This is a genomic window from Sinorhizobium meliloti (genome assembly GCF_017876815.1).
GTDB classification, from domain to species: Bacteria; Pseudomonadota; Alphaproteobacteria; order Rhizobiales; family Rhizobiaceae; genus Sinorhizobium; species Sinorhizobium meliloti.
The window spans coordinates 557,547-576,743 of the sequence record NZ_JAGIOS010000002.1 but is presented as its reverse complement, the minus strand read 5'-3'; the positions used below and the strand labels follow the sequence as shown (position 1 = coordinate 576,743).

The 19,197-nt window shown below is 62.4% G+C and carries 21 protein-coding genes; 13 read left to right on the top strand and 8 right to left on the bottom strand.

The window, feature by feature from the left end; genetic code table 11:
- Window positions 1-29: 29 nt before the first annotated feature.
- The 3 genes from JOH52_RS21640 (at window position 30) to JOH52_RS21630 (ending at window position 3,373) form a co-directional block, all read left to right on the top strand.
- Window positions 30-1,334, top strand: coding sequence for an ABC transporter substrate-binding protein (locus tag JOH52_RS21640; RefSeq protein ID WP_014530167.1), 1,305 nt, complete (start codon window positions 30-32; stop codon window positions 1,332-1,334).
- 192 nt (window positions 1,335-1,526) lie between these two features.
- The gene (locus JOH52_RS21635; protein WP_014530168.1) at window positions 1,527-2,459 is read left to right on the top strand and encodes a carbohydrate ABC transporter permease; all 933 of its coding nucleotides are present in this window, start codon (window positions 1,527-1,529) and stop codon (window positions 2,457-2,459) included.
- Between the two features lie 14 nt (window positions 2,460-2,473).
- Window positions 2,474-3,373, top strand: coding sequence for a carbohydrate ABC transporter permease (locus JOH52_RS21630; RefSeq protein ID WP_003526374.1), 900 nt, complete (start codon window positions 2,474-2,476; stop codon window positions 3,371-3,373).
- A 7-nt stretch (window positions 3,374-3,380) separates the two neighbouring features.
- On the opposite strand, the gene JOH52_RS21625 is transcribed toward JOH52_RS21630, so the two are convergent.
- From JOH52_RS21625 to JOH52_RS35935, 5 genes are all read right to left on the bottom strand, one after another.
- Window positions 3,381-4,037: a DUF6064 family protein gene (locus JOH52_RS21625; protein ID WP_010976182.1), complete on the bottom strand. Its 657-nt coding sequence runs from the start codon at window positions 4,035-4,037 to the stop codon at window positions 3,381-3,383.
- 38 nt (window positions 4,038-4,075) lie between these two features.
- Window positions 4,076-4,990, bottom strand: a complete 915-nt coding sequence (locus JOH52_RS21620; protein WP_014530169.1) for an aldo/keto reductase — start codon at window positions 4,988-4,990, stop codon at window positions 4,076-4,078.
- A gap of 225 nt (window positions 4,991-5,215) precedes the next feature.
- The gene (locus JOH52_RS21615; protein ID WP_014530170.1) at window positions 5,216-5,692 is read right to left on the bottom strand and encodes a VOC family protein; all 477 of its coding nucleotides are present in this window, start codon (window positions 5,690-5,692) and stop codon (window positions 5,216-5,218) included.
- A 192-nt stretch (window positions 5,693-5,884) separates the two neighbouring features.
- On the bottom strand, window positions 5,885-6,061 hold the full coding sequence (locus JOH52_RS21610; RefSeq protein ID WP_015008144.1) for a hypothetical protein: 177 nt from the start codon (window positions 6,059-6,061) through the stop codon (window positions 5,885-5,887).
- Between the two features lie 342 nt (window positions 6,062-6,403).
- Window positions 6,404-6,526, bottom strand: coding sequence for a hypothetical protein (locus tag JOH52_RS35935; RefSeq protein WP_013850378.1), 123 nt, complete (start codon window positions 6,524-6,526; stop codon window positions 6,404-6,406).
- Window positions 6,527-6,881: 355 nt separating this feature from the next.
- Between JOH52_RS35935 and asnB the strand changes: the two genes are divergently transcribed.
- From asnB to nadE, 4 genes are read left to right on the top strand one after another with little or no spacing between them, the layout of a single operon-like run.
- On the top strand, window positions 6,882-8,819 hold the full coding sequence (asnB, locus tag JOH52_RS21605; protein ID WP_014530173.1) for an asparagine synthase (glutamine-hydrolyzing): 1,938 nt from the start codon (window positions 6,882-6,884) through the stop codon (window positions 8,817-8,819).
- Window positions 8,820-8,845: 26 nt separating this feature from the next.
- Window positions 8,846-9,112, top strand: coding sequence for an acyl carrier protein (locus tag JOH52_RS21600; protein ID WP_010976177.1), 267 nt, complete (start codon window positions 8,846-8,848; stop codon window positions 9,110-9,112).
- Window positions 9,113-9,139: 27 nt separating this feature from the next.
- Complete coding sequence (locus JOH52_RS21595; protein WP_014530174.1) at window positions 9,140-10,687, top strand: class I adenylate-forming enzyme family protein; 1,548 nt, start codon at window positions 9,140-9,142, stop codon at window positions 10,685-10,687.
- Window positions 10,684-11,688 carry an NAD(+) synthase gene (gene nadE, locus JOH52_RS21590; protein WP_014530175.1) on the top strand — a complete coding sequence of 335 codons (1,005 nt, stop codon included), beginning with the start codon at window positions 10,684-10,686 and terminating at the stop codon, window positions 11,686-11,688. Before JOH52_RS21595 ends, nadE begins: the two co-directional genes overlap by 4 nt.
- Before the next feature lie 50 nt (window positions 11,689-11,738).
- Here the strand turns inward: nadE and JOH52_RS21585 are convergent, their stop codons facing one another.
- Complete coding sequence (locus JOH52_RS21585; protein ID WP_162145506.1) at window positions 11,739-12,134, bottom strand: hypothetical protein; 396 nt, start codon at window positions 12,132-12,134, stop codon at window positions 11,739-11,741.
- A gap of 74 nt (window positions 12,135-12,208) precedes the next feature.
- Here JOH52_RS21585 and JOH52_RS21580 point away from each other — a divergent pair, with 74 nt between their 5' ends.
- The 6 genes from JOH52_RS21580 (at window position 12,209) to JOH52_RS21555 (ending at window position 17,017) form a co-directional block, all read left to right on the top strand.
- Window positions 12,209-13,252 (top strand): aldo/keto reductase, encoded by a 1,044-nt coding sequence (locus JOH52_RS21580; protein ID WP_041862623.1) that lies wholly within the window; start codon window positions 12,209-12,211, stop codon window positions 13,250-13,252.
- 439 nt (window positions 13,253-13,691) lie between these two features.
- Window positions 13,692-13,943, top strand: a complete 252-nt coding sequence (locus JOH52_RS21575) for a YjiS-like domain-containing protein (protein ID WP_014530178.1) — start codon at window positions 13,692-13,694, stop codon at window positions 13,941-13,943.
- A gap of 296 nt (window positions 13,944-14,239) precedes the next feature.
- Entirely contained in the window at window positions 14,240-14,989 is a 750-nt protein-coding gene (gene minC / locus JOH52_RS21570; RefSeq protein WP_014527800.1) for a septum site-determining protein MinC, read from the top strand.
- 97 nt (window positions 14,990-15,086) lie between these two features.
- On the top strand, window positions 15,087-15,902 hold the full coding sequence (minD, locus tag JOH52_RS21565; protein WP_010976171.1) for a septum site-determining protein MinD: 816 nt from the start codon (window positions 15,087-15,089) through the stop codon (window positions 15,900-15,902).
- Entirely contained in the window at window positions 15,899-16,162 is a 264-nt protein-coding gene (gene minE / locus JOH52_RS21560; RefSeq protein WP_003526351.1) for a cell division topological specificity factor MinE, read from the top strand. The genes minD and minE overlap by 4 nt, the downstream gene beginning before the upstream one ends.
- A gap of 396 nt (window positions 16,163-16,558) precedes the next feature.
- On the top strand, window positions 16,559-17,017 hold the full coding sequence (locus JOH52_RS21555) for a hypothetical protein (RefSeq protein WP_010976170.1): 459 nt from the start codon (window positions 16,559-16,561) through the stop codon (window positions 17,015-17,017).
- Here the strand turns inward: JOH52_RS21555 and JOH52_RS21550 are convergent.
- Together JOH52_RS21550 and JOH52_RS21545 are read right to left on the bottom strand one after the other, a co-directional pair.
- Window positions 17,007-17,666 (bottom strand): LuxR C-terminal-related transcriptional regulator, encoded by a 660-nt coding sequence (locus JOH52_RS21550; protein ID WP_010976169.1) that lies wholly within the window; start codon window positions 17,664-17,666, stop codon window positions 17,007-17,009. The genes JOH52_RS21555 and JOH52_RS21550 overlap by 11 nt on opposite strands.
- Entirely contained in the window at window positions 17,663-19,075 is a 1,413-nt protein-coding gene (locus JOH52_RS21545; RefSeq protein ID WP_014527802.1) for a sensor histidine kinase, read from the bottom strand. The genes JOH52_RS21550 and JOH52_RS21545 overlap by 4 nt, the downstream gene beginning before the upstream one ends.
- Window positions 19,076-19,197 lie beyond the last annotated feature (122 nt).

Genomic DNA, 19,197 nt, shown 5'->3' with positions numbered 1-19,197 from the left:
GACGCTCCCGCTTTTTGAGGAGGAGTAGCATGCCGATAAAGAGACGTGATTTTCTCGCAACCTCCGCCGCACTCGCCGGCGTTGCGGGTCTGGGCATCCGCCCGTCCTTCGCGCAGGCCGAGCCGAGCTACAAGCCGGAGGAGGGGGCAAGCCTCAGGCTTCTCAGATGGACGCCCTTCGTCAAGGGCGATGAAGACGCCTGGATCGCCAATACCAAGAAGTTCACGGAGGCGACGGGCGTCGAAGTCCGCATCGACAAGGAAAGCTGGGAGGACATCCGGCCGAAGGCGGCGGTTGCCGCCAACGTCGGCTCCGGCCCTGATATGGTGATGTGCTGGTTCGACGACGCACATCAATATCCGGACAAGCTCGTCGACCTGACGGAGCTCGCCGACTATCTCGGCAACAAATATGGTGGATGGTACGACGGCCTGAAGGGCTATGCGAGCCGCGACGGGCAGTTCATCGCCATGCCGCTGGCCGCGATCGGCAACGCCGTCTGCTACCGCGAGAGCCACATGAAGGCGGCCGGCTTCAGTGAATTCCCGAAGGACACGGCCGGCTTTCTCGAACTCTGCAAGGCTCTCAAAGCCAAGGGAACCCCGGCCGGTTTCCCCCATGGAAAAGCGGTCGGCGACGGCAACAACTACGCCCATTGGCTTCTGTGGAGCCATGGCGGCAAGATGGTCGACGAGAGCGGCAAGGTCACGATCAACAGCCCGGAAACGCTCGCTGCGGTCAATTACGCGAAGTCGCTATACGAGACCTTCATCCCGGGTACCGAAAGCTGGCTCGACATCAACAACAACCGCGCCTTCCTTGCGGGGCAGGTATCGCTGACGGCAAACGGCGTGTCGCTCTACTATGCGGCCAAGAAGGACGCGGCCCTTACGGAGCTTGCAGCCGACATCCGCACGACCAACTTCCCGGTCGGTCCGGTCGGCCAGAGCGTCGAACTCCACCAGACGAGCTCGATCCTGCTGTTCAAGCACAGCAAGTATCCCGAAGCCGCCAAGGCCTATCTCAAGTTCATGATGGAAGCCGACCAGATGAACGCCTGGATCGAGGGGTCGAGCGCCTATTGCTGCCAGCCGCTGAAGGCCTTTGCCGACAACCCGGTGTGGACTTCGGACCCGATCCACGCACCCTATGCGCGCGCCTCGGAGACGCTGCGGCCGAACGGCTATGCCGGACCGCTCGGCTATGCCTCGGCAGGCGTCATGGCCGACTACGTCCTGGTCGACATGTTCGCCAGTGCCGTCACCGGCCAGGCGACGCCGGAAGACGCTGTCATCGAGGCCGAGCGGCGGGCGAACCGCTATTATCGGGTCTGATCCAGCCGCTGCCTACAGCGCCGCGCGTCTTATCAGACGCGCAAAGGTCGCTGTAGCACTTTGATCTGCTGCATGTTTTTGTCCTTTAATCGGATAGGATTAAAGGAAACATGCAGTAGGGCCGCCTCAAAGCCGGCAGCAAACGCTGCCGGCAAATGCCTCGAGACCCGTTCCTCCAGCCGGAGAAGCCCGATGTCCTCCATAACGCCGCCCGGAAAGCCATCCACCACGGCTTCGCTGATGCAGAACAACAATGTGCTCGGCTTCCTGTTCATGCTGCCGGCAGCCGTCTTTCTGATCTGCTTTCTGACCTATCCGCTCGGGCTGGGCGTCTGGCTCGGCTTCACCGACACCCGCATCGGCCGCGACGGCGTCTTCATCGGGATCGAGAATTACGAGTTTCTGGCCCGGGATTCGGTCTTCTGGCTGTCGGTCTACAACACGCTGCTCTACACCTTCGTTGCGTCGATCCTGAAATTCGTGCTCGGGCTGTGGCTGGCGCTGCTGCTGAACGAAAACCTGCCTTTCAAATCCTTCTTCCGCGCGATCGTGCTCCTGCCCTGGGTCGTGCCGACGGTGCTTTCGGCGCTCGCCTTCTGGTGGATCTACGATTCGCAGTTTTCCATCATCTCCTGGTCGCTGATGCAGCTCGGCATCATCGACGGGCCGATCAACTTCCTGGGCGACCCGAACAACGCGCGCGCTTCCGTCATTGCCGCCAATGTCTGGCGCGGCATTCCCTTCGTGGCGATCTCGCTTCTCGCCGGCCTGCAGACGATCCCGGCTTCGCTGCAGGAGGCAGCCTCGCTCGATGGCGCCACCAGCTGGCAGCGTTTCCGCTATGTCACCCTGCCGATGCTGACCCCGATCATCGCGGTCGTCATGACCTTCTCGGTGCTCTTCACCTTCACCGATTTCCAGCTGATCTACGTGCTGACCAAGGGCGGGCCGGTCAACGCAACCCATCTGATGGCGACGCTCTCGTTCCAGCGCGGCATTCCGGGCGGGCAGCTCGGGGAGGGGGCGGCGATCGCCGTCGCCATGATCCCCTTCCTGCTCGCCGCCATCATGTTCAGCTTCTTCGGCCTGCAACGCCGCAAATGGCAGCAGGGCGGCCAGGATTGAGCGGGAGGACAAAAATGAACACGACCACACGAACCGACGACGAGGTCCTCACCGACACGGCCGAGGGCATGAGCTATCTGAACCGCCTGCCGCGGCGGATCGTGGTGCTTTACCTGCCGATGGCGGTCTTCGTCTTCGTATTGCTCTTCCCGTTCTACTGGATGGCGATCACGGCGGTGAAGCCGAATGCGCAGTTGACCGACTACAACAATTATAGCCCCTTCTGGGTGGTCCGTCCGACGCTCGACCACATCAAATATCTGCTCTTCGAGACCTCCTATCCGGGCTGGCTCTGGAACACGATGCTGGTGGCCGTAGGCTCGACCATCCTGTCGCTTGCCGCATCGGTTTTCGCGGCTTATGCGATCGAGCGGGTGCGCTTCACCGGCGCGCGGCCCGTCGGGCTGCTGATCTTCCTCGCCTATCTGGTGCCGCCGTCGATCCTGTTCATCCCGCTCGCCTTCATCGTCTTCAAGTTCGGCATCTACGATTCCAAGCTGGCGCTGATCTTCACCTATCCGACGTTCCTCATACCGTTCTGCACCTGGCTCCTGATGGGCTATTTCCGCTCAATCCCCTTCGAACTCGAAGAAAGCGCGCTGGTGGACGGAGCCACGCGCTGGCAGATTCTGGTGAAGATCATCCTGCCGCTCGCGGTGCCGGGCCTGATATCGGCCGGCATCTTCGCCTTCACGCTCTCGTGGAACGAGTTCATCTACGCGCTGACATTCATCCAGTCCTCGGAGAACAAGACCGTACCGGTCGGCGTGCTGACGGAACTGGTGCGCGGCGACGTCTTCGAATGGGGCGCGCTGATGGCGGGCGCACTGTTCGGTTCGCTGCCCGTGGTCATTCTCTACTCCTTCTTCGTCGATTATTACGTGTCGTCGATGACGGGAGCGGTGAAGGAGTGAGTTTCCCTCATCGTCTGACGAGGAGGAGGGCAAATGTCACGAGGATCACCGCGAAAGGTGCCCAGGCGCCCGCATCCTCCAGGGCCAGAAGGGTGAGGGCGCTGAAGACGCACCAGAGGACCGGAATGGGCAGAAGCAGCCACAGCTTCTGCGGCATGAGCGCCACGAGGGCGCCGAGCGTCACGGCAACGGTCGGATCCGGCATTGCACCGAAGGACTCGGCCGAGGCGGGCGCGCGGCCGGCAAGCAGCGGGCCGAAAGGATAGCCGAGCGAGCCGAAGACCATCAGGCCGATGCCGCCACGCCGGCGCAGGCTGTTCGCGGGCAATGCGCCGCGTTGCGTCCACCGGATCGCGACAAGCAGCAAACCGGCCTGCAGCATGAAGGCCGCCGTCGCATAGGACATCGCCCAGTTAATGGTGGAGTAACGCAGCCACAGAAATTGCCACGCGCAGAAGAGCCAGGCCAGGGCCAGCGTCGCCATGGCCGCGGCGCGGGCGCGCCGACCGTCCGTTGCAGTGGCGAAGAGGATGGCAAGCGCGCCGGCAACGAAGATCAGTTGAAGCGGCCAGAGTCCCTGATTGTAGCGTTCGACGAGGCGAAAATAGACGCGCGGCGAAAACATGAGGAAATCCGCGAGCGTGTAGGTCGCCCAGTCCGACATCACGTCAAATCCGTATCACGCCGCGACAGGATCATGCTTCAGAGCGCCTCCACATAGGCGGCCATGCGTCCGCGCAGCTTCTCGTCGGGCAGGATGCCTCTTGCGGCCTCCAGATTCTCCCGTACATGGTCGACGCGCGTCGTCGCCGGGATTGCGCAGGTGACCGCCGGATGCGAAATGATGAACTTCAGGAGAAACTGCGCCCAGCTGCGAGCGCCGGTCTCCGCAATCCAGTCCGGCAACGGTTCGTCTTCAATCTGCCGGATCAGATCGCCCTGCCGGAACGGCCGGTTGACGATCACGGCAATGCCCTTCTCCTGCGCCAGCGGCAAGATGCGCTCCTCCACCTCGCGGTCGAGGATATTGTAGGTGACCTGGACGAAATCGATCGGCTGGCTCACCATGATCTGCTCGATCTCCCGGTGCCTGCGCCCCTCCGAGGTGGTGATGCCGACATAGCGCAGCCGGCCTGCCGCCTTCATGTCGAAGAGCGCGGGCAGGTGCTCCTCCCAGGAGACGAGATTGTGAACCTGCATGAGATCGAATTTTTTGACGCCCCAGTAGTCCTTCGATGCTTCGATCTGGGCCGCGCCTTCGCCGGGGTCCGATATCCAGACCTTTTCCGCCGAGAAGAGCTGCTTCGGATATCCGAGCTTGCCGAGGCCGTAGCCGATGGTCGGCTGGGACGATCCGTACATCGGCGAGGAATCGATCATGCGACCGCCGCCTTCGAAGAAGGCAGCGATCACGGCGGCACATTCGTCCATCAGTACAGCGTCGTCTCCGACGTTGAACGTGATCCAGGTGCCGAGGCCGATGAGCGGCAGCGGTTCTTCGCTCTTCGGTATGACCCGCTTCGTGAGGTCGGCAGCCTGGCCCCACGCCCGCGGCACAAGCGGCAGCGACATACCCATGCCTAGCCCCTGAACGACTGCGCGCCGCGTGAAAGTCATCGCTCGCTCCCTTCGGCCCGAAGCTCTCCAGATCACGATGCTTTTGGGTCAGGTCGACCTGAAAGCATGAACATGATCGATTCCAAGAAGTTGAGACGCGGGATGCGGGCGGAAAACCGCACACACTTTTCCTCATCCCGCGCTAGCCTGTGGCTCACGGGGCGGGATAATAACCCCTGCGGCGCTACTCTGCAGCCACGAAGTCGTGAGCGCGGTGCTGTAAAGCTAACTGCGGTGAGCCCGCTCGAGTGCGGCGATATCGAACTTTACCATGGCAAGCATGGCTTCCGTCACGCGCTTCGCTCTTTCGCGGTTCGCATCCGAGATCATCTCGCCGAGGACGCGGGGAACGATCTGCCAGGACAGGCCCCAGCGGTCCTTCAGCCAGCCGCAGTGCTCCGCTTGGCCGCCATTGTCGAGGAAGGCGTGCCAGATGCGGTCGAGCTCTTCCTGGCTGTCGCAGGCGACCTGGATCGAGTAAGCGTGGTTGAAAGGATCGAGAGGACCGGCTTCGAGTGCGGTGAAGTTCTGGTCGCCGAGCTTGAATTCGATCACCGTGACGCTGCCCGGCGGGCCGCTGGGCGTTTCGGCGGGCACGGTGGTGCTGCCCGATATGGCGGAATTCGGGATCGTCGATACGTAGAAGTCGACCGCCTCACGCGCGTTTTCCGGGAACCAGAGATGGGAGATAATCTTGGGCATGGAAGGAATCTCCTTCGATAAGGGGACATTCTGTACGGCCCAAGGACGTTCGGGATTCGCGGTTCCCGACAGACACCATCAGAATATCTTCCACGCCTCCAGGTAGAGCGGATGCGGGCAGCTTTGGGCCCGCATCCGCTCTACCTTTTTGCACCTACGCAATAATCGTCGTAATTCGAGGGATGAAGCGGACTAGCTCCTATGCGCGTTCCGCGGGGTCGCGGAGGGCTCCAGTTCATTGATACCGTCGATGCGCTGATCGTTCGCAGGAACGGCCTCGATCTCGAGATTGTGCTTTGCATGGCGCATGTGCTGCCATTCCCTCTCGAGGCGCAGGAATACGTCCGTCGGCATGAATTTTCTCTGCATTCGACCCTCCACGCGGCTGCGTCGAAGAACACGCAAGGAACTGCTTTGTTCCCGCGCCATTTTGCAAATCGTGAAAATATAGGGTCGAACTGGCCGGCACCGACCCGATAGGTGAACCCGCGCTGCTGCTGATCGGTTATGCGGCGGGGTCCACCTATCGCCCCCTCGAAACTGGTGAGGCCGCCTCCTCAATCGTATTCGGCGGTCGGCCTCAAGGCATACGCCTCAACCCGGATTTCACTCCTGGCGCGCGCTCGCGTCAAGGTTTAGCGCTTACTCAATTCGAGTTAGGAAAGATGTATCGGGGCGTTTCCCTGCCGGGCAAGCCGAATGCGATACGGCTTAGATGGTCTGCAGGGTCCAAGACGCCGCGCCGGCAATCAGCCCGAGGGCGAGCGCAATGGCGATCGCATATCTCATCATCTTCATCCGACGTGTCCGCTCGCCGGTCCAATCGTAGCTCATCATGTGCTCCGAGATGTGCAGCTCAAACGTTAAGATTGGACGCTTTTTCTTAACAAAATGGAAACTACGCGGTTCCACACCTCGAGTCCTGCAGTGTGAAAGAACCTGTCGGCGCGCGGTCCCGTTATCGATCTGTTAAGACTGCAAGATTTGTCCGCCGATCCAATTTTAGTAAAATAAGTGTAAAAACGTATCAAAGTAAATACGAATATTAAGCGGCGCAAGGATGCTGCGATTATTATTGAGGCCAAGAAAGACAATTTACCATTATTGAAAAAAGCTCCGCTGATTAACTATTCTCGCCGGTATTCAGGCTATATTTAGGGTGTCATTGCGGGCGTGAGAGCGAATAGGCATGTGCGGATTCGGCGGGTACCTTGGTTCAATACGGGACGGTAAGCCCCTTCTCGAAAGGATGACGGCCGCGATCGGCCACCGCGGCCCGGACGAGCGTGGGATCTTCACCGCGCCGGGTGCGGGCCTCGGTCATGTTCGGCTGTCGATTGTGGGGCTCGGGGACGGCCAGCAGCCGATGTCCGACCCGAGCGGCGAGCTGACGATCGCCTTCAATGGCGAAATCTTCAACTATGTGGAGTTGCGCGACGAACTGCGCGCCAGAGGCCGCCGGTTCCGCACCTCCAGCGATACGGAGGTAATCCTCCATCTTTACGAAGAGATGGGCGAGGACTGTCTCTCTCTCCTCAACGGCGATTTCGCCTTCGCGATCTGGGACGCACGCCGGCGCCGGATGATGCTCGCGCGCGACCGCATGGGTGTGCGCCCACTCTTCCACACTTTGAAAGGCGGCACGCTCTATTTCGCATCCGAGGTCAAGGCGCTCCTCGAAGTTCCGGGTGTCTCCGCAGAGATCGACCCGATCGCGCTCGACCAGATATTCACCCTATGGGCGCCGATCGCGCCGCGTACGCCCTTCCGCGACATCCACGAGCTCGAGCCCGGGCATCTGATGATCGCCGATCAGAACGGCACCACGACAAGGCCCTATTGGCAGCTCGACTATCCGGACCGGGACGAGCGCCCAGCCTATGCGGAGGAAAGCCGCGCTGCGGAGGAATTGCGCGCGCTCCTGACGGACGCGACGCGGATCCGCATGCGGGCCGATGTGCCCGTCGGCGCCTATCTTTCCGGAGGCCTCGATTCGTCCATCATCTCGGCGCTGGCGGCCGGGATGACGTCCCAAGGCTTGCGCACCTTCTCCGTCACCTTCGATAGCGCGGAGCATGACGAAAGCGCATTCCAGGAGGAGATGGCAGCGGCGCTCGGAACCGAACACCGCGCGGCCGCATGCCGCGCCGGCGACATCGCCAGGGACTTTCCCGATGTCATCCGCTTTACCGAGAAGCCGATCATCCGCACTGCGCCCGCGCCGCTCTACAAATTGTCCGGCCTGGTGCGCGAGGCGGGTCTGAAAGTAGTGCTGACGGGCGAGGGCGCCGACGAGGTTTTCGCCGGTTACGATATCTTCAAGGAAGCGCGCGTCCGCCGTTTCTGCGGCCGGCAACCCGGCTCGCGGATCAGGCCGCATCTGTTCCGCAAGCTTTACCCCTATCTGCCAGGCCTGCAGCAGCAGTCGGCCGAGTATCTCGCCGCCTTTTTCGGCGCCGGCGACGTGGCCCTCGACGACCCGCTCTTTTCGCATCGGCCACGCCTCAAGGGCACGGCGGCAACCAAGATGTTCTTCTCCTCGGACCTGCGCGCCGAACTCAAGGGCTATGATGCGGCGGAAGAATTGGTCAGCCGGCTCCCCGCCGCCTTCGGCCGCTGGCATCCGCTGCATCAGGCCCAATATCTCGAAAGCCGCTTCCTGCTGCCCGGATATATTCTCTCGAGCCAGGGCGACCGCATGGCGATGGCGCATGGGATCGAGGGCCGTTTCCCGTTCCTCGACCACCGCCTCGTCGAATTCGCCGCAAAGCTGCCGCCGGAAATGAAACTCAGAGGGCTCGTCGAGAAGCATATCCTGCGCGAGGCGACGAAAGACCTGCTGCCGCCGGCGATCGGCCGGCGGACGAAGCAGCCCTATCGCGCTCCGGACAGCCACTCCTTCAGCGGCGCGGGCGAACTCGATTATGTGCGCTCCGCCATGAGCGAGGACGCGGTCGCCGCCGGCGGGCTCTTCAACGCCAAAGCGGTAACGAAACTCTACGAGAAATGCCAGTCGCGCCCCGCCTCGGGCTTTCGCGACAACGCGGCCTTCGTCGGCGTCCTGTCGACGCAACTCTGGCTGCAGACATTCACCGGCACCAGCCTTCGCAAGGCTGAGGCCGCGTAAAAACCGTTGGAAAAAAGGATAGTGGAATGACCCAAGCGATTAAGGACAAGGTCAAGGCATTCGTCATCGAGAACTTTCTCTTCGGCGACAGCGCATACGAACTCGCGGACGACGCTTCGCTGATCGAGAACGACATCATCGATTCGACCGGCGTTCTGGAACTGGTGGCCTTCATCGAAGACGATTTCGGGATCGTGATGGCCGATGCCGACATCGTCCCGCAAAATCTCGACTCGCTCGCGCGGATTTCGGCTTTCATCGAAGCGAAAGCCGCCGTGCCGGTCTCGGCGTAAGCGGCGAAGGGCGGGGGCATCACCATCATGCGGTTCGAGCAATTCCTCATCAGGAACGCCGCGGCCAACGGGGCAAAGACGGCGCTGGTCACCGGTCGCCGGCGGCTCGGCTATGCCGAACTCGACGATCTTTCGACCCGCCTCGCCGCCGCTCTTGCCGAAAACGGCGTGAAGCGGAACGATCGGGTTCTGGTCTTCATGGACAATTGCTGGGAGGCGGCCGCCGCGATCTTCGCGATCCTGAAGGCCGGAGCGACCTTCAGCCCGATCAATGCTTCGACCAAGGCGGACAAGCTTGCCTATATCGTCGCCGATTGCGAGGCGGCGGCTATCCTGACGCAGGCCAAGCTGATGCCGGTCGTTGCCGAGGCGCTGGCGCTTGCTCCCGGCCATGCGCCATTCGTCGCCTCGACCGCCGCGCCGGGCGGCCGCATCCCGGACGGTGCCGCTTCCTTCGAGGAATGCCTGACGGCTGCACCCGCCCCCGTCCGCCACGGCGGCATCGACGTCGACCTCGGCATGCTGATCTATACCTCCGGCTCGACCGGCCGTCCCAAGGGCGTGATGATGACGCATCGCAATATCGATGCGGCCTCGGAGTCGATCACCACCTATCTCCGCAACACGCCTGACGACATCATCCTGAACGTGCTGCCGCTCGCCTTCGACTACGGGCTCTATCAGCTGCTGATGGCGATCCGGCTCGGCGCGACGCTCGTGCTCGAAAAGTCATTCGCCTTCCCGCAGGCGATCTTCGACCGCATCCGGACCGAAAGGGTTACCGGTTTCCCGCTGGTGCCGACCATGGCGGCGATGATCCTGCAGATGCGTGACCTCGAACCCGGCTTCCTGCCGAGCCTTCGTTATCTCTCCAACACCGCGGCAGCACTGCCGCCGGCGCATATCGCCCGCCTGAGGGAGCTTTTCCCGGGCGCCCGGCTCTATTCCATGTACGGACTGACGGAATGCAAGCGCTGCACCTATCTGCCGCCGGAAGAGCTCGACCGGCGCCCGGGTTCCGTCGGGATCGCGATACCGAATACCGAAGCCTTCGTGGTCGATGACGAGGGAAACCGGGTACCGCCCGGTGTACCCGGCGAACTGGTCATTCGCGGCCCGCATGTGATGCAGGGCTACTGGCGCAACGACGCCGCGACCGAGCGCATGCTCCGCCCCGGCCCCAACCCCTGGGAAAAGGTGCTTCACACCGGTGACCTGTTCCGTACCGACGAGGAGGGTTTCCTCTATTTCGTCGGCCGCAAGGACGACATCATCAAGACGCGCGGCGAAAAGGTGGCGCCCAAGGAGGTCGAGACCGTGCTGCATGCGCATCCGGGAATTGCCGAGGCCGTGGTCATCGGTGTTCCCGATCCGGTGCTTGGGGCCGCGATCGGCGCTCTCGTCGTGTTGTCGGACCCGACGCTGACGGAGAAGGACATTATCCGTCATTGCAGCCGCCATCTCGAGGATTTCATGGTGCCGAAGATCGTCGAGTTCCGCACCGAATTGCCGAAGACGGATACAGGAAAAGTCAGCCGCCGCCTTGCGGCCGAAACATTGGAGCCCGCAGAATGAATATCCGACCGGACCAGAACAGGCTCGTCTTCTCGGCCGACACGCTGAAAATCGACGAAGCTGCGGAGGCCGACCGAATCGTCGCCGGATTGCGGGGCCAGTTGCGCAGCCTGCGCAAACGCGGCCTCGTACTCGGCCTTTCCGGCGGCATCGATTCGAGCGTCTCGGTCGCACTGGCCGTGCGCGCCGTCGGTGCGAAGAATGTCTTCTGCCTCTTCATGCCGGAGAACGATTCCGACCCGGAAAGCCTGCGCCTCGGCCGGCTGGTCGCCGAGACGTTCGGTGTCGAGGCGGTGGTCGAGGACATCGGACCGACGCTCGATGCCATGGGCTGCTATCAGCGGCGCGATGCCTTCATTCGCGAACTCGTCCCCGATTACGGCCCGGGCTGGGCGTCGAAGATCGTCATCGCCAATGCGCTCGAAGGCGACGGCTACAACATTTCCTCGCTCGTGGTGCAGGACCCCGAAGGCAAACAGACGAAGCTGCGCATGCCGCCTTCCGTCTATCTCGGCATCGTAGCCGCGACGAATATGAAGCAGCGCACCCGCAAGCAGATCGAATATTACCATGCCGACCGGCTGAACTTCGCCGTGCTCGGCACGCCGAACAGGCTGGAATACGACCAAGGCTTCTTCGTCAAGAATGGCGATGGCGCGGCAGACGTCAAACCGATCGCCCATCTTTACAAGTCGCAGGTCTATGCGCTCGCCGGACATCTCGGCATTCCCGAGGAAATCCGGCGGCGGCCGCCGACCACAGACACCTATTCGCTCGAGCAGACGCAGGAGGAGTTCTATTTCTCCCTGCCTTATGACCGCATGGACCTCTGCCTCTTCGGCCTCAACAACGGACTCAGTGCCGACGAGGTCGGACGCGCGGCGAATCTAGGCGTGGCTCAGGTCGAGCGCGTCTGGGCCGACATTGCCGCCAAGCGCAAGGCGACGCGCTACCTGCATCTCGGGCCGCAGCTGGTGCAGCCGGTCGAGGAGATCGAGTAAGGATCCGATCGCACGCCCCGTCTCTGAACGGGGCGTGCGATCGGCCGGCTTTATTGAGAGGGCGCAGGTGTCGTCGGTGCCGGTGCCGGTTCTGTGGGCGCGGGCTCCGTCGTCGCCGGGGGAGTTGTTTCAGTCGCCGGGGGCGTTTCAGCCGTCCCTGGCATGAAGAATATGACCGCGAGAATGATAATCGCGAGCACGATAATGCCAATGATAACGTTGCGGTTCATGGTGTTTTCTCCGCTGCTGACGATCATCTTCGATTGACTGCACGACGGCGAGTAGAGAAGCGGCCGCCATGCGTTCAACCGGAGATGCGCCGTTAGCGTAACATGAGTCTCGCCAAGCAATAACATACCAGCTGAATTGACTGTCTTTTCTGCCGGTTCGATGCGCTGCCGAGGCCGGATTGCCGCACCGGCCGATTTTTCATCGGCGAAAAACACCCTGCAGAATCGGAACTTCCGGGCGCCGTTTGGGCGGTGACATAGTGCGCGAGCATCGTTCCACAAAGGGAAGAATGATCATGCTTGCCAGCGACGTATCAGCGATCGGGCACAGACCATTGGGTCGCTCCGGCCTCTCCGCCGGATCGATCGGCCTCGGCTGTTGGGCGATCGGAGGCTTCTTCACCCTCGACGGGAAGGCGGACGGCTGGGGAGAGGTCGATGACGAACAGTCGATCCGAGCAATCCATGTCGGGCTCGACATGGGTGCATCGCTGATCGACACCGCCGACGCTTATGGAGCCGGTCATAGCGAGGAGGTCATTGGCCGAGCCCTCAAGGGGCGACGAGGCGAGGCAATCGTCGCAACCAAGTTCGGATATACCTACGACCGTGCCAAACGTGCCCTGATCGGCACGGATGTCAGCCCTTCCTATATCGAGCAGGCCTGCACGGCGTCGCTCCAGCGTTTGGGCACCGGCCATATCGACCTCGATCAGATACATGTCGGCGAACTGTCGCACGATCAGGCGGATGCTGCCGGCGAGACACTTGAAAAGCTCGCTGAGACAGGTGCCATCCGTTTCTGGGGCTGGAGCACGGACAACGCCGCCGGCGCGAAGCGGATGGTGAAGTTTCCGCATTTCGTCGCGGTTCAGCAGGAGCTCAACGTCTTCACGAACGGGCCCGATATGCTGGCGATGTGCGAGAGCACCGATCTTGCGAGCCTGAATCGGTCGCCATCGGCGATGGGATTTCTGACTGGCAAGTTCAATCCTGACACGCGCCTGCCTGACGACGACGTGCGCGCGGCCGGTCACAGTTGGGTGCGGTTCTTCGAGGACGGACGGCCGCGTGCCGACTATCTCCGGCGCCTTGAAGAGCTCAGAGAGCTTCTCCAGACGGGCGGCAGAACCTTGGCTCAAGGCGCGCTGGGTTGGCTTCTCGCCCGTTCGCCCAGCACCCTCCCCATACCCGGTTTCAAGTCGGAGGCGCAGGTCCGGGAGAATCTCGCGGCGATGCAGCTGGGGCCATTGCCGGCGGCAATAATGGCGGAGATCGATGCGCTTCTCCGCAGCGGACCGACCGGCGTGGATCGACCCGCCGGCGGGCGGTGATCGGCGGGCCGCTCACGGCCGCTCGATCGATGTGAGCCTTCGCGGCGGAGATCGGCCTTCCAATCGGAAAGTGTTGCTTTCCTGCAACGGAAATCGTTCGGTGGCTGCAATTCGAAATTGAGTACTTGCCGATCGGCCGGTCTCGTGCAAGGATCACCTCATCCGCAATTCAAATCAGAGGAGGCGTAAGATGGATTCCAATCTCGTGTTTGTGCGCCTCTGCGGCGGAACGGCTATCACGCCTTCGATGCGTAGCGCATCTGGTTTCAGCCGCTACTGATCCAAGGCTCACAAGCCCGCAATTCCGCCATTTGGCGATCCCCTTTTTACCTGACGTGACCGGATGACGGGGCGATTGTTCGCATTTTTGCGTTCCGCATCCGCACGTCTCTGATCCTCGAAAGGACCTGGCTGCGTCACTGCGCCGGGACGGACAGTCATGCGTGAACCACAAGCTTTAGTTGTCGAACCCCTCGCGGCGACGGTCGATGAACTTTACCGGAAATTCGGCGTCTGGAAGACCGCACGCGCGCTGATGTCGGCCGCCTGGAGGCGCCGTCAGGCGCAAAACCAGATCACCCATCTGTCGAATCGGATGCGCCGAGACATCGGCCTTCCGGAGGCGGAGGAGGAAGTCCCCATCTGGGACATAGGCGCCTTCATTCAGGCTAAGGCAGGGCGCCCGGATTGACCTGCAGTGGTCGGCCTGCTGCAAAAGGAGAGAGGAACCGAAACTTCCTCTCCCCTTTTTGATGCCCCTCTTCCCCCCAGCCGTCAGCCCTGTGCAAGCTCCCATCGTCACCATGCTGCCTAGAACTGGTCGCCGGTTCCGTCGGGTCTCTTTGCGGACAGATGGTCTCGCACGTCACGGAAATCTCCACGTCATGCGGAGGCGAAACGGACCGAAGATCAGGCAAAGAAGGAGGCCCGGTTAACCATTTGTTAACCATGGCTCGCCTACATCTTGGCAACCAATAATTAACGAAGATGACCAAAGTGCTAACAGACGCTCGCTCGATCCGCATCAAGGGCCGCTCCTTCCTGGCGCTGGTGCTTTCCCCGGAACTGCCGCTCGACTGGTGGCTTGGCCGGCTCGATGACCTCGCTTCGCGTTCGGCGGGCTTCTTCCTGGGGCGCCCGGTGGTGCTCGACGTGGCGGATCTCGAGATCGACCGGAAACAGTTGAAGAGCCTGCTCGACGAGCTCGGCCAGCGCAATGTCAGGGTGATGGGGATCGAAGGCGGACGTCCCTCGCTCTTCGAACCGGGAATGCCGCCTGCCATGAAGGGCGGCCGGCCGGCGCCCGATTTCGAGGTGCCTGAGGCCGATCCTGCCGATCCGCCGAAGGCCGGCAAGGGAAAGGCCGCTGCGCCGATTACGCCGGAGGAGGTTCAGCCGGTGCGGGCGACGGCATCGATCATCGTCCGGGAACCGGTTCGGTCCGGACAGTCGGTCATCTTCCCGGAAGGCGACGTGACGGTGGTCGGCTCTGTCGCATCCGGCGCGGAGATCGTCGCAGGAGGTTCGGTCCATATCTACGGGACGCTCCGAGGGCGGGCGCTGGCAGGCTCGGTCGGAAACGCGTCTGCGCGCATTTTCTGCCGCCGGCTCGAAGCGGAATTGCTGGCAATCGACGGCGTCTACAAGACGGCCGAGGACATGGCGCCCAATCTGCGCGGCCAGTCGGTCCAGCTCTGGCTGGAAGGTGATTCGATCATGGCGGAAAGACTTAACTGAGCCGGTTGCCGGCGGGATTTATCGGATTAGAGCGGGGATGCGGGCGGAAAACCGCTCACAGTTTTCCTCATCCCGCTCTGACAACAGGAGCGGGAAGATGGCGAAAGTAGTTGTAGTTACATCTGGAAAGGGCGGCGTCGGCAAGACGACGTCAACCGCCGCACTGGGTGCGGCGCTGGCGCAGCGCAACGAGAAAACGGTCGTCGTCGATTTCGACGTCGGGCTGCGCAATCTCGACCTCGTCATGGGCGCCGAGCGCCGGGTCGTCTACGACCTCGTCAACGTGATCCAGGGCGACGCGAAGCTGCCGCAGGCGCTGATCCGCGACAAACGCCTCGATACCCTGTTCCTGCTGCCGGCATCGCAGACCCGCGACAAGGACAGCCTGACCCCCGAGGGCGTCGAGCGGGTGATGGAAGAACTCAGGAAACACTTCGACTGGATCATTTGCGACAGCCCGGCCGGGATAGAGCGCGGCGCGACGCTCGCGATGCGCCACGCCGACCTCGCCGTCATCGTCACCAATCCGGAAGTCTCCTCCGTTCGCGACTCCGACCGCATCATCGGCCTGCTCGATGCCAAGACCGAAAGGGCAGAGCGCGGAGAGCGGGTCGAGAAGCACCTGCTGCTGACACGCTACGATGCCGTCCGTGCCGAGCGTGGCGACATGCTCAAGGTCGATGACGTCCTCGAGATACTCTCCATCCCGCTCATCGGCATCGTTCCCGAGAGCATGGACGTTCTCAAGGCTTCCAATCTCGGTGCCCCGGTGACGCTCGCCGACAGCAGCAGCGCTCCGGCGCGTGCCTATCTGGATGCTGCGCGCCGCCTCGCGGGAGAAACGGTACCGATGACCATTCCCGGCGAGAAGCGTGGCTTCCTGGGCAAGATATTCGGACGGAGGGCAGCATGAGCATTTTCCGTTTCTTCAGCAAGCAGACCTCGGCGCCGACGGCGCGCGAGCGCCTGCAGGTGCTGCTGGCGCATGAGCGCGCGTCGGTCGGCCAGTCGGATCTCGTGGCGGTGCTTCGGGAAGAAATTCTCGCCGTCATCGCCAAGCATGTCCAGGTCGACCGCGACAAGGTCAACGTCACGATGGAACGCGGCGAGCACGTCACCACGCTCGAAGTCGACATCGAGATCCCGATGAAGGCGGGCGTGAGGGCGGCCTGAGCCGGTCCGCGTCGCCGGACCGCAGCATCACCGAGCCCCGGCAGGTTGCGCAATGGCAACTGGATCGATAACCTTTTTTTTTCTGCAGCCTCTCATTCGAGAGGCTGCAGAGCCGCTTTCGCCTAGCCGCCTTGCCCCATCGTCGGACTTTGGTCCGAATCGCATCGGACGATCGTCCGACCCGTGAAAGCGAAACGTCTGAACCACCTCGATTGCAGTTGACGCACTGACCAGACCGTGAACAAAGATGGCGCAACAGCTGGCGAAAGCGAATGTTGGGCTTTCCCGGTGGACTGTTGTCGCGTCGGCGGCGATGCCGACGATCGGTGAAAGCGTCAATGCATTCGCGAGACCGCGATCAGGCGCAGGCCGGTAAAACTCTTCAGGAGGAGCGTGATGGTCACGCGTCGAAACTTTCTCGCAGCACTGTGCTGGGTTTCGGTCGGCCTTCCCGTCGCCGTATCGCCTTACAAAATCGCGCTGTCGGGCTCAGGCATCGAACTGGAACCGCAGTCCGCTCTCGCCAAGGGAGGCGGTAGCGGCGGCGGACGTGGCGGCGGAGGAGGCGGCGGCGGACGAGGCGGCGGAAACGGTGGCGGCGGCGGAAACGGGAATGGCAGGGGCGGTGGCTCGAACGGCAAAGGCGGCGGCAATTCGAATTCCGGCCGGGCAAGCGGAAGAGCAGCGACGTCCGTGGAAGGCGGCGGCTCCATCCTGCGCGTACGTCACCGGGACGGCATCAGCGAGGTGATCGAAGGCGCCCGCTACATCATGAAGGATTCGCGCGGGCGCACGATCGTCAACCGGCGCGCAACCTCGGCCGACCGGAGACGGCTTCTGTCCTTCATTGACTGACCGGACGCCAGTCGAGCGCGTCGCGCAGCACCATGGCCGCCTCCGTCCGGTTGGCGACGTCGAGCTTCGCCATGATCTGCGTCATGTGATGTTTCACCGTTTTCTCGTGCAGATCGAGCTTTCGGGCAATCTGCTTGTTGCTCATTCCCGAGGCGACGAGGTGCAGGACCTCCTGTTCGCGCCGCGTCAGCTCGGCAACGAGGTTGGACTTGGCCGGTGCAGAATTGGCCAGCTGCCCCGTCAGCAGCTTGGCGGAAAGGGTGGGGGCGACATAGCTCTCGCCTGAGGCGACGGTGCGAATGACTTCCGCCAGCGCCCTCGCGCCGATGCCCTTGAGAATGTAACCCTTCGCGCCCTCCTTCAGGGCTGCCGCGACGTCGTCATTCGCCTCGGAAACGGTCAGCATGACGATCTTCTGCGAGGGCGCGACGCTCAGGATCGCCGGAACTGCGTTCAGCCCGCCGCCCGGCATGGAGATGTCGAGCAGCATGACGTCAGGGTTGAGGCTTTGCGCAATCGCGACCGCTTCGTCCCGCGACCCGCCTTCCGCGACGATCTCGAACCCGTCGATCTCCGACAGGCTCCGGGTCACACCCTCCCTGAACAGAGGGTGGTCATCGACCACGGCTACTCGAATTCCCGTCATCATGCCTGCTCCATTTCCTCGAGGCCGAGCGACATCCGGACGATGGTGCCGGGCGCGTTGGGGTTGATCTCGAACGTTCCGCCGAGGCTCTCGACGCGGCCTTTAAGACCCGCGAGGCCGAGGCTCGTCGGCCGTACTTCGCTTGGGTCGAAGCCCGGACCGCCATCGGCAACCTCGACGGTAATCTTGTCACCGTTCGTGTTCTGCGTCACGCGCTGAGCGATGCCGCCGCCGTGACGAAAGGCGTTGTTAAGTGCTTCCTGCACGAAACGGTATATGCATATCTTCGCCGATGCGGAAAGGCGCTCGGGCGGGTCGCTCATCGACAAGTCCACGGTCGTTCCCGTTCGTTGTTCATGGGCGCGAACGCAACGCTCCAGAATCTCCCTCAGGCTGGCAGTCTCTATCTGCGGCAGCACCAGCCCGTTGCACAGCGTCCTGATCTCGTTCATCGCCTCGTCGAGGCTGCCCTTGATGGCGGCGATCTCACGCTCGCGCAGTTCGGCGGGCGTCGAGGGGCTGACAAGCTTGTTGCTGTCCAGCCGAAGCGAAGCATAAGCCACGAGCTGCGCCGGTCCGTCATGGAGGTCGGCGCCGATCCGCCGCAACAGGGTTTCGTTCAGCGCGGTCGCACGCTGGGATGCCTGGCGCAGGCGCGCACGCAGTGCCTCGTTCTGCGCAAGCAGCGCCGAAAGCTCATCGACGCGCTGCCCAAGCGCATGGCGCTGTTTCTCGATCGTTCTGCTGCCGCGCAAGACGATGGCCGAAAGCGCGATGAAGAAGGCGAGCGTGAAGCCGGCAACGGCGATCCACGTGTGAAGCCGCGCCCGATTGAGGCTCTGCTCGAATTCATCGGCAATCTCGTGGAATTCCGAGACGGCGACCACCTCACCGGACCAGGGTTGGAGAAGGGGATTGTAGATCTCCAGGAGAGGACTGTTCGAAAGGCGCTCCGTCTCGCCGTCGGCCTCGTCGAGAGGCATGAAGCGAGCGACCATGCCGCCGTCGAATGCTGCCGTCAGCTCCGGACCCAGCTCGTACTTCTGACCAACCATGGCCTTTTCGCTCGAATAGAGAACGGTCCCGTCCGCCCGCCAAAGTCGGAACGACGCGAGCCGATCGCCCAAAGCGCCCTGCCCAAGCGTTTCGTCGAGCGCCCGTGCCACCGAGTCGTCGAGCACCTGCGTCGTTTGCATGTCGGGCAGGAGCGGCGCAATCACGCTGTCGACATAGAGCGCCGTGGTTGCCGCGGAGTTGCGCGTCACGGCTTCCTCTATGAGGCTCGTCACGAAGGCACCGACGACAAGCATCGCCGCAGCGGCTACCGAGCCACCGATAATCAGGAACTGCTTTGCCAGCGGCTGAGAGTTCCACCGTCTGATGAGGTCGTCGACGTGCACGAGAAATCTCACGATGGCCCGCTCAATTCGTCGCCGGCACTGCTGCGTTCTTTGCAACCGACAAATTAGCATCTCCGGCCGGCCGGTCAACGCGCGCCATCCCTTACCCCTTGGTCATAGCGCATCTTGGGACT